Annotated in this window: 14 protein-coding genes; 10 read left to right on the forward strand and 4 right to left on the reverse strand. The window is 63.8% G+C overall.

What is annotated here, in order from left to right:
- Positions 1-3 precede the first annotated feature (3 nt).
- Entirely contained in the window at positions 4-1,551 is a 1,548-nt protein-coding gene (locus tag DCY11_RS14080) for a hypothetical protein (RefSeq protein ID WP_108683414.1), read from the forward strand.
- Between the two features lie 30 nt (positions 1,552-1,581).
- Here DCY11_RS14080 and DCY11_RS14085 read toward each other — a convergent pair whose 3' ends face one another.
- A complete protein-coding gene (locus tag DCY11_RS14085) occupies positions 1,582-2,172 on the reverse strand; it encodes a hypothetical protein (RefSeq protein WP_108683415.1) in 591 nt (196 codons plus the stop codon).
- 262 nt (positions 2,173-2,434) lie between these two features.
- Here DCY11_RS14085 and DCY11_RS14090 point away from each other — a divergent pair, with 262 nt between their 5' ends.
- Positions 2,435-3,148, forward strand: coding sequence for a TVP38/TMEM64 family protein (locus tag DCY11_RS14090; protein ID WP_108683416.1), 714 nt, complete (start codon positions 2,435-2,437; stop codon positions 3,146-3,148).
- On the opposite strand, the gene DCY11_RS14095 is transcribed toward DCY11_RS14090, so the two are convergent.
- The gene (locus DCY11_RS14095; RefSeq protein ID WP_108683417.1) at positions 3,145-4,323 is read right to left on the reverse strand and encodes a S10 family peptidase; all 1,179 of its coding nucleotides are present in this window, start codon (positions 4,321-4,323) and stop codon (positions 3,145-3,147) included. The two genes, DCY11_RS14090 and DCY11_RS14095, sit on opposite strands and share 4 nt — an antisense overlap.
- Entirely contained in the window at positions 4,281-4,802 is a 522-nt protein-coding gene (locus DCY11_RS14100) for a hypothetical protein (RefSeq protein ID WP_108683418.1), read from the reverse strand. The genes DCY11_RS14095 and DCY11_RS14100 overlap by 43 nt, the downstream gene beginning before the upstream one ends.
- Positions 4,803-4,941: 139 nt before the next feature.
- Here DCY11_RS14100 and DCY11_RS14105 point away from each other — a divergent pair, with 139 nt between their 5' ends.
- Together DCY11_RS14105 and DCY11_RS14110 are read left to right on the forward strand one after the other, a co-directional pair.
- The gene (locus DCY11_RS14105; RefSeq protein WP_208430474.1) at positions 4,942-5,226 is read left to right on the forward strand and encodes a hypothetical protein; all 285 of its coding nucleotides are present in this window, start codon (positions 4,942-4,944) and stop codon (positions 5,224-5,226) included.
- 374 nt (positions 5,227-5,600) lie between these two features.
- Complete coding sequence (locus DCY11_RS14110; RefSeq protein WP_108683420.1) at positions 5,601-7,736, forward strand: hypothetical protein; 2,136 nt, start codon at positions 5,601-5,603, stop codon at positions 7,734-7,736.
- 11 nt (positions 7,737-7,747) lie between these two features.
- Here DCY11_RS14110 and DCY11_RS14115 read toward each other — a convergent pair whose 3' ends face one another.
- Positions 7,748-8,041, reverse strand: coding sequence for a hypothetical protein (locus DCY11_RS14115; RefSeq protein WP_108683421.1), 294 nt, complete (start codon positions 8,039-8,041; stop codon positions 7,748-7,750).
- A gap of 271 nt (positions 8,042-8,312) precedes the next feature.
- On the opposite strand from DCY11_RS14115, the gene DCY11_RS14120 reads away from it, so the two are divergent.
- The 6 genes from DCY11_RS14120 (at position 8,313) to DCY11_RS14145 (ending at position 13,995) form a co-directional block, all read left to right on the forward strand.
- On the forward strand, positions 8,313-9,731 hold the full coding sequence (locus DCY11_RS14120) for a hypothetical protein (RefSeq protein ID WP_108683422.1): 1,419 nt from the start codon (positions 8,313-8,315) through the stop codon (positions 9,729-9,731).
- A 111-nt stretch (positions 9,732-9,842) separates the two neighbouring features.
- Positions 9,843-10,322, forward strand: a complete 480-nt coding sequence (locus tag DCY11_RS14125) for an NUDIX domain-containing protein (RefSeq protein ID WP_208430475.1) — start codon at positions 9,843-9,845, stop codon at positions 10,320-10,322.
- 10 nt (positions 10,323-10,332) lie between these two features.
- Positions 10,333-10,566, forward strand: coding sequence for a hypothetical protein (locus tag DCY11_RS14130; protein ID WP_108683423.1), 234 nt, complete (start codon positions 10,333-10,335; stop codon positions 10,564-10,566).
- 156 nt (positions 10,567-10,722) lie between these two features.
- Positions 10,723-12,045 carry a carbohydrate porin gene (locus DCY11_RS14135; protein ID WP_108683424.1) on the forward strand — a complete coding sequence of 441 codons (1,323 nt, stop codon included), beginning with the start codon at positions 10,723-10,725 and terminating at the stop codon, positions 12,043-12,045.
- 162 nt (positions 12,046-12,207) lie between these two features.
- A complete protein-coding gene (locus tag DCY11_RS14140; protein WP_108683425.1) occupies positions 12,208-12,891 on the forward strand; it encodes a cysteine hydrolase family protein in 684 nt (227 codons plus the stop codon).
- Positions 12,892-12,978: 87 nt separating this feature from the next.
- Positions 12,979-13,995 carry an urea transporter gene (locus DCY11_RS14145; protein ID WP_208430476.1) on the forward strand — a complete coding sequence of 339 codons (1,017 nt, stop codon included), beginning with the start codon at positions 12,979-12,981 and terminating at the stop codon, positions 13,993-13,995.
- Position 13,996: the final 1 nt, after the last annotated feature.

The following is a 13,996-nucleotide window of genomic DNA, read 5'->3' on the forward strand; positions in this document are numbered from 1 at the left end:
CTGATGGCGGCGCTGCTGTTCGCGCGGGCGGGGCTCGTTCGCCTGACCCGCCCGATCGCCGACTTCTTTGCGGCGGGCCGTCTCATGCCAGCCTTCCTCAATGGTATCGCCATCGCCGGGTCATCGGTGGCGGTTCTCGTCTTCGTGGGCGGGGCCGGCGGACTCGATTTCGGCTGGCAAGGCGCGACACTGCTCCTTGTGGGCGCGGGGCTCGGCCTTGTCCTGGCAGGCCTGCTGATCGCGCCGTATTTGCGCGGCTATGGCGGCTACACGTTGCCGGACTTCCTGGCGGAACGGTTCAATGCCGAGACGATGCGGCCGCTCGGCGTTTTCGCCGCTTTGCTGTGCTCGTTCCCGGCGCTGGGGGCCGTGATGCTCGGCTTCGGATTGCTGGGGCAGGCGGCGCTGGCGCTGCCCGCCTGGATCGGCATGGCGGGCGGCATCGTCCTGATCTTCGTGGCGACGCTGCTCGGTGGCATGCGGTCACTCAGCCTGTCGCAGCTCGCCTATTACATGGTGATGCTGTTGGCGGGGCTGATCGCCATCCTGACCGTGCTTTGGCAGACAGGGTCGCTCGCGGCCGCCGATACGCTTCTCGTCGATGAGGTCATCCCGGCGTTGTCCTGGCAGCCCTTCGCGCAGTCGAGCCCGGTCAATTCTATTGCGCTGTTCTTCTGCCTCGTGACGGGCTTCGCGTCTCTGCCCTGTCTGCTCATGCGGAGCTTCACGGCGCCGGACATGGGTGATGCGCGGCTGTCCTTCGTCGGGGCGCCCATATTTCTTTTCCTCATCTGTGCCGCGATCCCCGCGCTGACGGCTCTATACGAGCCGGCCGCCTTGGCCGTCGGTGACGGGCTGTCGATGCTGAGTGAAGCCGTCCTTGCCGTCGTGTCCGTGGCGGCCCTCCTGTCCACGGGCGCGGCGCTCACCTTGTCGATCGCGAACATGATCGCCCACGACGTCTACTTCAAAAGCCTGGCGCCCAATGCGTCCGCCGGTCGGCAGCTTACGATCGCGCGCCTGTCGGTGGTCGCTGTCGCCGTGGCGGCTGGTGCCGTGGCGTTGCGCTGGCCGCAAGAGACGCTGGTCGGCGCCGCGACGGCGTTGTCATTGGCGGCAAGCGCTTTCCTGCCGGTGCTGGTGTTGGGGATCTGGTGGAAGCGGCTTGGGAGCGACGCGGCCTTGGCCGGCATGATTGCGGGGCTCTTGGTGTGCCTCTATTACATGATCGTGCCGCACACGATCCCCATCCTGTTCTACGAGTCTTCGAGCCTCTTGTCGGACGCGACAGCGGCGCAGACGGCGGCCTTCGAGGCCCTGCGCCACGAGTATTACCTGACACGTGATACCGCGGCGCAGGCGGCCCTGCTGGCGGAGTGGAGAGAGTCGGTGCGGCCGATTGCGAACTGGCTGGGTGTGCACGGGTCCCTGGCCGGCGTCTTTGCCGTACCGGTCGGGTTCCTCGTCGCGATCCTGGTAGGGCTGTTCGCGCCCGCGCCGTCGGCCCGGCGGCAGCGCTTCTTCGACAATCTTCGGGCGAAACCTATCTAGCCTGGGCGGCCGCAGGTCACCGCGCCGGACCTAGCCTTCCTTCTTGGCCTGCTCGGGCGGCGGCGGTCCGCCGAGCAGCCGGAAGCTATCGCGAAAGCGCAGCGCGTCCTCGCTGGTGGCGTGCTTGTTGGGGCCGGCCGAAATCAGCATGTAGACCCGGTCGCCATTGGCGACCATCGTAATCAAGTGGTTGAGCTTGCCCTTGCTGTCTTCGGCCTTCGCTTCGTAGCCCGGACGCTCGTCGATCTTTAAAGGCGTTTTGCGGCGCAGATTCGTATCGCTGCCCTTGGCGTAAGCCGTCACGACTTTCTCGAAATAGTCCTGCTTCGGCGGGTTCGGCGCACGTCCCTCCGGATACTCGAACACGACGACGGAGTAGACCGTGTCCTTTCCGGCTTCGACCTTGTACTCGTGCTGCAGCAGGGGATTCTGCCCAGGCACCGGCGTGCTCTCGGCCTTGGGCCGTTCCGTGACGCCCGGGAACGAGATGACGAAGCCGCGTTCGGGATAATGGAACTCGTGCCAAACGAGAACCTGCGCCGCGTCGGTGTCCGTCTTCGCAGCATCCTGTGCGCTTGCTGGGCTCGCGAAACCAAACGCAGCTACTGCCGCGCCGGCCATCGCAAAGGCCAGAGTTGAACGTACAGAGTCCGTGAGACCTCCAAGAGACATCACCAATCCTCAAAGTCGCCGATCCAGTGGAGAGCCCGTGGACCACAAAAAAAGGGCGTCCGCAAGGGGGCAGCACCGTTCTGACCGCACAATGGCGCAATTTGACAAGCTCAGGGCACGGTGGAACTCAAGACGACGATGGCGCGACACTTGAAGGCTCGTTGCTTTAGAGTGTCGTCCTTCGGTTATGCGATTGCCGTAAGGACGGAACATGACGCGGAAAGTTCGTCGAGCGATTCCAACAGCCTTCATCGGCCTGTGCACGCTGGCTCTGCTGATGTCTGCAACGCCGGCTTGTGCCGTCGCGCTCGATAATTTCGATCTGCAGCGGAGCTTGCCTTCGCTCGGTGTCTTCGGCCCCATCGCCATCGTGGTCTTGCGTTTTCTCGCAAGCCTTATCGGCGTCGTGCCAACCTCGCCGCTGCTGCTGGCGGCGGGCGCGACGCAAGGTGTCTTCCTCGGAACACTCTATGTGTTGATTGGCGCGCAACTCGGGGCACTCGTTGGTTTCCTGATTGGCAGGCGCGTCGGCCGTGACTTCGTGGTGCGACGCGGCTGGCTCGATCGGGTTGCGCAGACACGCATCGGCCGCTGGCTGCTGGATGAGAACACGCCGCAATCGCAATTGATGCTGGCGGTATTCCTGTGCCGGCTCTTGCCGGGGTTCAACATGGACGCGCTCAGCTATGTGGCCGGCATCACCCCGCTGAGCACCTGGCGCTTCTGCCTGGCAAGTTTCGCTGCGCTGCTGCCTTACACGCTGCTCGTGGTCGCGGCCGGGCAGCAATTGGTGGCGTTCGGATCCGACAGCCTCGCCATTGCGGTCATCGGGTTGCTCGCGTTGAGCGCGCTCGTCGGCTTGTCGAGGAAGCATTGGCTTCGCGTTAGAGCACGCGAAAAGCCGGCTCTTTCGACAAACGCCTAGGATCCTTTTTCGCCGGTCGCGCGGGCGTACATGGCTCGTACATCCTCTTTCAGGTGCAGCCGTGACGGCGCGCGCAAATAGAGCATGTGGCCCCCGGCGTAGTTCTTGAGCTCGATTGGCTTCGCGCCCTTCAACGGTGGCAGTTGCCCCACGAGATAGGCCGGCACGGAATAGGGTGTGATCAGATCGGTGTAGCCGCTGGCGATCAGGACTTCGAGGTTCCGGTTGGCGGCCCTCGCGTCCTGAATGTCATCCATGACGCCGGCATAGCCCTGCTTGGTCGGGCTCGTGCCGTAGTCCCAGCGATTGCTGATCTTCCGGTTGAGCAGCGTGAACTCCTCGTCGGTCTTGTAGCCGAGATCCTCGGCGGCATAGCGGACGAAGGCCGACGACCACAGCGGCACCGTGGCGTCGAGAACGGGGTCGGGACCACGCGGCCAGGCGCTCGACGGGTGCGGATCGGGGCCGCCGACGCTCCCGTCATACATGCTCAGGACCTGACCGTCGTCCCGGTCGAACTCCTTGACGAAGACCGATTGCGGAATGCGGGCAAAGTAGCGCTCGACCTTCTCCAACGGCAGACCTGTCAGTTCGGCCACCTTTGTGCTCGCGGCTTCGCCTCCCTGCTGGACGCCTGAGGCGAGAGCCACGAGGTAGTCGGTCATGGCGTAGTCTTCGACGTCCTTCAGCGCGGCCGCCAGCCCTTCGCGCGAGGTGGTTCCCTCGGCCTCCAGTTTCACTGCGGCGAAGGAGGGGAGTTGCAGCGCCCAAGGAAGCGGATCGAAATCCTCGCCGCGGAGCATCGAGAATTCCAGCGCCGGTGAGATCAACACGAGACCACTCGGGGAGACACTTCCTTTCTCCTGCAGTTTCCGCGCAAGGACGGCCACACGAAAGCCGCCATAGCTTTCGCCTGCGAGAAACACCGGCGAGCCCATGCGGCCCGTCTCGGTCAGATAGAGGCGAATGAAGTCGGCGAGCGATTCTGCGTCCTGGTCGACGCCCCAGAAGTCCTTACCTTTCTTGCTGCCGGCGGGGCCGCTGAAGCCGGTCCCGACCGGATCGACGAAGACAAGGTCAGTGAAGTCCAGCCAGCTTGCTTCGTTCGGAATGAGCTTGGCGGGAGGGCCGGTCAGCGCGCCATCCTCGGTGGTGGCCACCACTTTCGGTCCCATGGCGCCCAGATGCAGATAGGTCGATGCGGCGCCGGGCCGCCGTTGAAGACGAAAGTGATTGGCCGGTCGGTGTCCGTAGGGTTCGTCGTGTACGAGGTATAGAAGATCTCCGCCTCGGGCTTGCCGCTGCCGTCATGCGGTTTGATCGTGCCGGCCACGGCCGTGTAAGGAATCTCTTTCCCGTTCTGTTTGAGAACGTGCTGGGTGGTGACGTCTGCGGGCAGACGCAACGGCTTTTCGGCGCTCTTGGATTCCTTTGTGTCTTCGTCCGAACCGTTCTCGCTGCCGTTCTCCGAGCCCGCAGTCTCCGATGCCTCGGTTGTCTCGTCGGCGGAAGCCAGTTTCACACCGTCGAGGAACGTGCTCTCGGCGTCATGCGCCTTGTCCGCGTGGGCGGCGACCGGTGCGGCGATAATCAAGACAGCGGCGACGAGGGACAGGACGGTGCTTGCGGTGCGGCGTTGGTGGAACGGGATCACGATTTCTCCGATTTACTCGTCTGAGGACGCATACTCCTCTGTCGCAGCTAAGGGCTCAAACGGGCGCTCTCAAGGCAGCATGGTTACAATCACGCAGCTTTGACCTTGACCGTGCCATGTTTGGGGGCCAATCCAACCCGTGATGTTGAGACCTTTTCTAGTCCCGCTGGCCCTCGTGTCCCTCGCGATTGCGGTTCCTGGCTGCGCTTCGCGCAGCGACATCGAGGCTGGCCGCTTGGCCAAAGAGGATGCCGCCAACGCCGAGGACGATGCGCAATGCCGGCGCACGAACGCGGAGCCGGGTGAGGCGGCCTATGAGGTCTGCCGCCAGGAGCGGGCGACCAAAAGGGCCGCAAAGGCTGAGATCGACTATCAGAAAGCCCGTGATTTCGACCGGGTTCTCGGCGGCCTGAACGAGTTCTAAGCCCCGCCCACGTCTCCCCGCTCCAAGAGCGATCCCCCGCTGACTGACTTGCTACAGAACGCCTTGCCGTAGAACGCGTTGGCGAAGGCCTATTGGCCGTCGTCTCGATGACCGTTAAGGTGTCTTGGCGGAAATTGATAAGCTTTGGTTCTACGCGGCTTGAGTTGGGCGAGCCTTGTAGACTTCCGGATTTCCGCCGTGGGGAATGGCGCTTCGGCTGATGACACGCTTCGTGGCTGCCGGGCGACCGCGAGTTTCGACTCCGTTGCCGATCGAGGCTTGCGCCAGGGCGCAAGGCCGATGGCGGTTGGATGCCCGTCTGCGGGCGGGAGTCCGGCCCGGAGTCCGTTGAGGGCCATCGCGTGGGCAGTCCGATGAAAAAACGACGTGCCTGGTCAACCTTGGACGAGGACGTGGACGATCAGGAGTCCGCGGCCCTGGCGGCGTCCGTTGCCGCGGCCAAGGATACGGCCGCGCGATCAGGTGCCCTTCTATCGAGCGCGAAAGAAGATCTGACCGACCATCAGCGCTGGCTTCGGGCCCAGAGCAACGCCGTCCAGCGGGACCGGGACCGTCACGAGCGCTGGCTTCAGCGGCAACAGGATCTTCGCGCCGCCAACGCCAAGAAGGATCGTGTCCGCCGTCATCGGCGTCTGGTGCGGCAGCGCGCGCTTCAAGCGATCCGCGATGCGCTGGTCGATCTCTACCTGTTCTTCCGCTCTTGGATCGTTTTCGGGGCCACGAAAATTACGGGGGCCGTGCGCTTCTTCGCCCGGTCCATCGCCCGTGGTGCGGTGGTCGTGTGGCAGGGGCTTGCGCATGCGGCGGCGTCGGCCTTCCGTCACATTGGTTCCGGCCTGTCTTCCCTGGCCCGCGTGCTGGCCCACACTTTCGCTGCCGCCGGCCGGGGTCTGACGCAAGCGGCGCAGTGGACCGGCCGGAAGGTCGGTTTGGCGGCGCGCGGGGCGGGCGCAGGCGTTGCGGCAGGCGCCGCGTGGAGCGGTTCGAAGGCAAAGGCGTCGGTTAGGGCTGGCAGCCAGGCTCTCGCCGCTGGTTCGCAGGTCGTGGCCGCCGAGGCCGGGAAACTGTCTCGCAAGACCGGTCAAGCCATTGGCAGCGGCGGGAGCGTGATCGGCGGCCGATTGTCCTCTGGCGGTGACAGTGCGGCGGCACTGGCCGCCGCCACCCGTAACGGTCTTGCCTCCGGTGCGTCCGTGGCGGCCGCGAAGGCGGCCAAGCTCGGCGCGACAAGCGGGCGAAGTCTCTCCCGCGCAAGCGCGTGGACGGCGTCGCGCGCGGCGTCCATCCCCTCGAAGCTCTTCATTCATCTGGCGCGGGTCGGGCGCGAGGTCCAGCATTTCGCGCGTGTCCGCGCGCCGGAGCCGCGCTGGCCGGGGCTCCCGCCGCTCCCGCACCAAGCTGGCGGGGGCGAGGGGACGGCCCAATTCCAGAACGACGAGGCTCCGGACGCGGCTCACACGGCCTCGGTCCACCTGTTCGAGACCTACGGACCGCATACGGAGGGGACCAAGCTTTTTGGCCAGCCCGCGAACGATCCGTGGGTGCAGGAGGCAAGCCCTGCCGACGGGCCTGACGGGGCGGTGCCGGCGGAAGCTGAGGTGCAGGGTGAGGGGCGCACGGCCGCTGCGGCAGCTCTAGCTGATCTGGGGTCAGGCGTTGCCGCCCGGACGGGCGATGTGCTGTCATCCTGGGGCCAAAGCGCCAACGTACGGGCCAGCGGTCTTGCTCGCGAAGTTCAGCGCAAGGCCGGTGCCGGATCCGTCTGGCTACGCCGGCAAGCGGCACGCGGCATGGCATCGGCGCAAGCCGGGGCGGGTGCCTTGGCCCGCGCGCAGGCGGGAGCGGTGGCTCAAGGCGCGGCGTGGGCGCAAAAGAGGGGGCTGGATCTCAGTCAGATGATGATATTCGCCGGTGCCGTGTTGCTCGTCCTTGGCGGCCTTCTGATCGGAGGCGGCTTCCTGTTGCGCTCGACCTCCGACTCCGTGCTTGCCGCGGAGCCCGGGGACGAGACGTTCTCCAAGATTTCCTGGGCCTTCCATCACCCCGACCTACCGTTGCCCGAGCGCTCCGTCTTCACCCTCTCGGGCACGCCCGAGGCCTTCCTGATCAACGGCATCTCCATCGCCGGGGTGAACAATTCAGACGAGGCCCTGACCGACTTGGAGGGCGCTCTCAGCTCGGACGTGCAGCGGCCCGATCTCCTGCTCGACGTGGTTGTGGAGGCCGAGGGCAAGGGGCCGTCGGCGCGGGGCCCGGTTGCCACCGTGCCGCCGGGAGAACCCTTCCGGCTGACCTTCTTGTTTCCGCCCGAGGCGACGGGAAGCGCGGACGGGATCTCGGTCGACGAGTTCTTCGAATCCTATGGCGGATTGCTGCTCAAGCTTCGCTATGACGCGGACGGTGCGGAGCGATCCGTGATCCAATATTTGGATCCGGAGATGCTGAAAGCGCAGCTCGACGAAGTCTCGGCCGAAGCAGGCGGCTCCTGAGCGCAGGATTGTTATTGGCAGTCGATCACACGCGAGCCGCAGCCACGCGTCTTGACGCACACATTGTAGCGGGTGCAGCAGGAGGTCTCGCAGCCGACGATCTGCGAATTCGCCGACAGCGCCTGCGCCGCGCAGACATCGTTGCATGACCTGAGACCATTGGTGCAGACGCGCATGGACTGGCTGCCAGCACTGCAGGCCGACGGTGTGGGCTTCAGCGATTGGGCCGGCTGCGTTGTCGTTTGCGCGAACGCCGCGCCGCCAAGAAACAGGACCCCAAGCAAAAGCAACCCAAACCGTGTCATGTGACGCGTCACCCTCTCGACCTCAATTTTCGAACTCGTCCCTCGCCGGGAACCCCGCGGCCGCTGGCGGGTGGCCGCCCGCGGCGGCGCCATCATAGGGGCCCCGCCGGGGGATGAGAAACGCATTCTGCCATGCAACACGGCAGTTTGAAGACAGGCGCGCGTCTTTGAGCCTCTTGCGTCCGTTGCCGCTTGCACTGTTGCAAAACCATCGCATTACCGAGCTACCTATGCGGCTGCACACAATCCCTATGGCCTTGAGGAAACTTCGGTGAAACACGCCCTGAACGGTTTTTCGACCCTTGCTCTTGCCGCCGCCATGACGGCCATGTCCACCCTTTCCGCGCTTGCGGACGGTCCCATTCTCGTCACGAGCGCCGAAGACAGCGGCGAGGGCACGCTGCGCGCCGCGCTCGAGGCCGCGTCCAAATCGGAAGGCCTGACGCAGGTTCTGATCGCGACCGATGGCAACATCGAGATCAAGTCGACGCTCGACTACGCGGGCACGGCGCCGCTTGCGATTCTCGGCAAGGGCCAAACCGTGAAGACGTCAGTGGACACGAATCTATTCAACATCAGTCAGGGAGCCGATCTCACCGTGACGGAGCTGAACCTGGAGGGGCCCGGAAAATTCAACATCGAGAATCAGGGCGGAACCGGGAAAGGCATCTTCGTCGACGTACGCGACGACCAGACCGGTACCGTCACTTTCATTCTGGACGACGTGGAGATCTCGGGTTTCGCCGACTACGGCGTGCTTATTTCAGATTGCGACGTCGTGGAGAATTGCGGCGCGGGGCGTGGCGGCAAGGGCAACGGCTCGCCCGCATCCATCCTCGTGCGCTTAAACGACGTCAAGATCGACGATGTGGGCAACGGTCATTTCGATGCCGACGGCCTGCGTGTGGACGAGAGAGGGCCGGGCGACATCTTTTTCTATGCTAAGGACTCCGAGTTCACCCATGCCGGCGCCGACGGCATTGAGCTGGACGAGGGCCAAGAAGGTGGCGTTTTCGCCACGGCGGTCGATTCCAGGTTCGACGACAACGGCAACTATTGCGACGGGAAGCTCTTGGAGAGCTTTCTGCCCAAGGAAGCCGAAGGCGAGTTCGAGGACGGCGCATTTAAGGAAGCCGATGTTCCCGCCAAGGTGACCGGTTCGCCCGACGATTCGTGCTTCGAGCACGAGGTCGAGCTCTACGAGTCCGGTTCGGTCAAAGAGTATGAGATCAGCATCGACTACGACGACGGGTTCGATATTGACGAGGCGGGCCCCGGCGATCTGTGGGCGCTGATCGTCGACACGTCCGTCAAGGGCAACCATGACGAGGGGCTGGACTTCGGCGAGGAAGGTGAGGGCAACCTCAAGCTCGGCGTCTGGAACGTGGACGCGAAAGACAACACCGACGATGCTCTGAAGATGGTCGAGAGCGAGGACGGCGATCTCTCCGCGCTTCTGGCCAAGCTCACCTCCAAGAACAATGGCGGTTACGGCGCAGCCTTCAAGCAGATCGACGAAGGGACGTTGAACGTCACCGTCGATCAGTCCCGGACGGCCGATAACGACGACGGCGACGAAACGGGGCTCAAGGTCGAGCAGGTGGGCACCGGCGAAGCCACCCTTCGCATCATCGCCTCGGAGTTCAAGGACGGCATCAAGGCGAAGAATGTGAACGTGATCGAAGAGTAGCGTTCCGGCTTCCCGTTCGCTGGTCTAATGACTATTGGGGCGGCTCCTGCGGGGCCGCCCCAAATCGTTTGCGGGGCGCGTCATTCGGGGCGCCTCGCGTCCACAGCAATCGTGCCGGCGCGCGTTGACGCCTGGGGCCGCGAGGCCCTGTATACGCCCATGGCCGTGATCGACCTCTCCGCCGTCATTCTCTACGACGACCAAGACCGGATTCTGCTGCAGCACCGTACCGACGATGCGCCGACGTTTCCGGGCTACTGGTCGTTTTTCGGCGGGGGCGTGGAGCCGGGCGAGACGCTGGAAGAGGCGGCGGTCCGGGAAGCGTACGAGGAGTTGTCCTATACGCTCAAGGCACCCAGCCATTGGCTCAGCCAGCGCTTCAGCAATGCGGGGCGGGCTTACGCGCAACACATTTTCCTTGAACCATATGACGGCGCCGAGCTGATCCTCGGGGAGGGCCAGGCGATGAAATGGTTCGCGCCGAACGAGACGGGGGTGCTACTCATGAGCGCTCATGCAAGTGCGGCCGTGGAGGCGCTGGACCGCTGGCTCGCTTGGGCCTCGGTAGATGTGACCGGAGAGGGTGACTGAGATTCGTTCGATGCGTGTCCTGAAAGAAGTTCTGGTGCTCGCCGTCATCGTCCTCGTGTTCGCATACGCGGCGCGACGGCTCGAAGGCGTCGACGCCGGCGAAATCAACGCAGGCGTGCCGCCGCTGATGCAATCGGTCAAGCAGATGCTGGGTTGGGACGATGGCCCGCGTGAGAAAGCGTCCAAGCACGCAGCACCGGCCAAGTCCACAGAGCCGTCCAAGCCCGCCGCGCCATCCAACTAAGAGCGCCCCGGCACGAGGTCCCCGCCGAAGCTGTCGGACCGTGCGTGCGCTGATAGTCGCAAGCCGACCAAGACCGTGGATGGGAGTGTCATTTTGCTTAGCGACGCTCGCCTAGGGCGTCATACTGTTGCTCGCAGCTCAGTTCGGCGGGGGACGATGGTCAGGCTGAAGCCAAAAGGAAAAATCGCTTTAGCCGTGCTGTGTTCGCTCCTCGGCTGCGTTTGCACCGCTCTGCCGGCGCAGGCGGAAGATCAGCACGTTGCCGCTTCCTCTCAGGTCGATGAGATCGGCATCAGCGCCAATCCGGCGGCGACAAATGCGGTGACGGGCACGGGCTGGCTCGGAGAGCAGCTCGGCATCGACAAGCATGGTATCCGCCTCGGCGGCGTCTGGGTCGGAGGGGTCAACGACCTCGTGACGGGGGGTGTCGATCCGGGCTTCACCGGCAACAGTTCACTCGTTGTCGACTTGTTCGTCGATCTCGAACGTTTCGCCGGGCTGAAGGGCAGCTCGATCGGCGTCGACTTTCTCCAGCTGAACAGCCAAGCGACCAACACCGACGCGGGTTCCGTGCTGGGATATATCGGCATCGTGAACGACGAACCCTTCAATCGGTCCGAGTTGCTGGAAGCGTGGTGGCGGCAGGAGTTGTTCGACGAGCATCTCATCGTGCGCATCGGCAAGTCGAATCCGTCGATCGACTTTCAGGACGTCGTGCGTCCCGCACCGAGTACTCACCAAGGCCGCAACATCAGCGCGGTCAGCAGCCTTCTTTATGCGCCGATCTTTGTGCTGCCGACGCTGTACCAGTCCCTCGGCTCTTTCTACGATACGGTCTATGGCGTCACGACCACGTGGGTCCCGAGCGAGGCGTTCTACGTCTCCTACGGCGCGTACGACGGCAACAAGGCGCGTGGCGTTTCCACCGGCCTGACGGGCCCCGAGTTCAATGGCTACTATTTCCATATCGCGGAGGCGGGCACGAATTGGGCGCTCGGACCCGAACAGAAACCCGGATTCCTCTCCGTCGGTGGTTGGCGGCAAACAGGAAAACTGTCGACCGACGACGGTCTGATCACGGAGGATGGCGCGGAGGGCGCCTATTTTATTGCGTCACAGCTCCTCTGGTACCGCGATCCCAAACCGACGAACGATGCTGGCGTCAGCGGCTATGTGCAATTCGGGTGGAACGACTCCGAAACGCAACTCTTCAATTACTATTTCGGGGCCGGTCTCACCGGCCGGGCCCTCGTTCCCAGTCGGCCGAAGGATTCGTTCGGCATCGGCATGGCGCTCGGGTGGCTCAACCCGAACAACTTCCAACAAGATACCGAGCTCGCTCTTCAGGCCTACTATCAGGCGCATGTCGCGGGCAGCATCTATACAGAGACCGCTCTGAGTTACATCCCGGATCCTGCCGCGGAGCCCGGGCTCGACGCCGCCTTAGCCGTGACGCAGCAGCTCATCGTGCCATTTTAGAAGAAGAGCGGAGTTAGACCGTCGACCCCACCAATTCATAGGAAGTTTTCAATCTAGTCTTAAGTTGCGGCGCTTATTGAACAAGCATTCCGAGATCACCCGGGCGAGGCTGTGGCGATCGTTTTCGGATCACCCGACGCATACGGAGTAGGAGAACGAGACATGCCCACAATTCCCGACGCCAAGCCGTTCCACTACGAGTATGGCATCGATCACGTTGCCCTCGTTTGCATCGATATGCAGCGGGACTTCTGCCAGGCGGGCGGATTTGCCGAGTCGCTTGGAGACGACATCTCGAAACTCCAGCCGTGCATCCCGGTAATCGCGAAGCTCCAGGACGCCTTCCGCAAGGCCGAGCTGCCAATCATTCACACCAAGGAATGCCATAAGCCGGATCTTTCGGATCTTCCGACCGCAAAGCGCAATCGCGGCAATCCCAAGCTGAAGATCGGTGACGTAGGCCCCATGGGGCGGATTTTGATCGACGGCGAACCGGGCGCGGACTTCATTCCCGAGTGCTACCCCCAAGAGTGGGAACTCGTCATCTCCAAGCCGGGCAAGGACACGTTCTACAACACCGAATTCGACGACTACTTGAAGATGCGGAAGATCACCCATCTGATCATCACCGGTGTGACCACCGAGGTCTGTGTGCAGACGACCATGCGCTGTGCGAACGACCGCGGCTACGACTGCGTCCTGGTGGAGGACGGCACCGACAGCTTCTTTCCCGAGTTCAAGGAGATGACACTGAAGGCGCTGGTCGCGCAGGGCGGCATTGTCGGCTGGACGGCGACGTCCGATCAGGTGCTGAAGTCGCTCGAGCCCATCCTCGCCGCACGCTGATAGGGCGCGCCATCGAGGCGGCCGACCGGGGGACGCAGGTTTCAGACTTGCGGCCCGGATGACGCTATGAAGGGACGGAGTGCGGCGATGAAAGCGCCTGTCGATTACATCTTCGCGCCCGCCGTTCCGGGTGAGGTTCCGTACTGGCGCCTCGTTCTGCGGGGCGCCTCGCAGATGTGCTTCCAGAGCAACGAGCTGACGGGCTTGTTCTTCCTGGCGGCCGTTCTCGTCGCCTCGCCCATCAGCGCCGCCTACCTGCTCGTGGCGGGCATCATGGCCCCGGCCGGACGCATGCTGCTTGGCGATAGGGGCGTCGTCCTGTCGAGCGGTCTTCCGGGTTTGAACCCGTGCCTGATCGCGCTCGCGATCCCGGCCTTCTTCGAGACCGGCTGGACCAATGTCGGTATGTGGGCCGTGCTCGTCGTCTGCGTCGCGATCACCATTGTGCTGGTGAAAATATGCGTTGCCCTCCTGCCGCTCCCGACGCTGGCTCTGCCGTTTCTGATCGTGTTCTGGGCGCTCTACGCGCTGGAGCCGCATATCGACGCCGTTCAGTTGTTGTCACTGTCGACGTCTGAAGGTGCGGCCTTCCAGCCGCTCACGGCCGTGTTGTTGAGCCTGGGACAGGCTCTGTTCTCGCCGGCTGTCTTGTCGGGTGTGCTGTTTGCCACCGGGGTTCTGCTGAGCAACTGGCGCCACGGCGTTCTGGCCATCGCCGGTGCGATCATCGGCACCGTGGTGGCCTACTATTACCGCCATGTCGATCCGGCAAGCGCTGACCTCGGACTCTATGGCTTCAACGGTGTGCTCACGGCGGTCGCGGTGTTCGTCGTTTGCGGCGGGAAGCTGAGGCTTTCCATCCTGGGTGCGCTGATTGCCACCATGCTCATGCCGGCCATCGCCGATTTCGGCGTGCAAGTTCTATCGGCGCCATTCGTTTTGACGACCTGGCTCTTGCTTGTCCTCGGTTGGATCGAAGACCACTGGTTCGATGAGGACGCGGTCGCCGCGCCGGAGCCCATTCCTGCGGCGAGATCCGCTCGTGCAGAAAAGCAGACTCAGACTACGTCGGAAACTCCGCCACGCGGTCATTCTGGAGCCTGAC

Source organism: Methyloceanibacter sp. wino2, assembly GCF_003071365.1.
Classification (GTDB): Bacteria; Pseudomonadota; Alphaproteobacteria; order Rhizobiales; family Methyloligellaceae; genus Methyloceanibacter.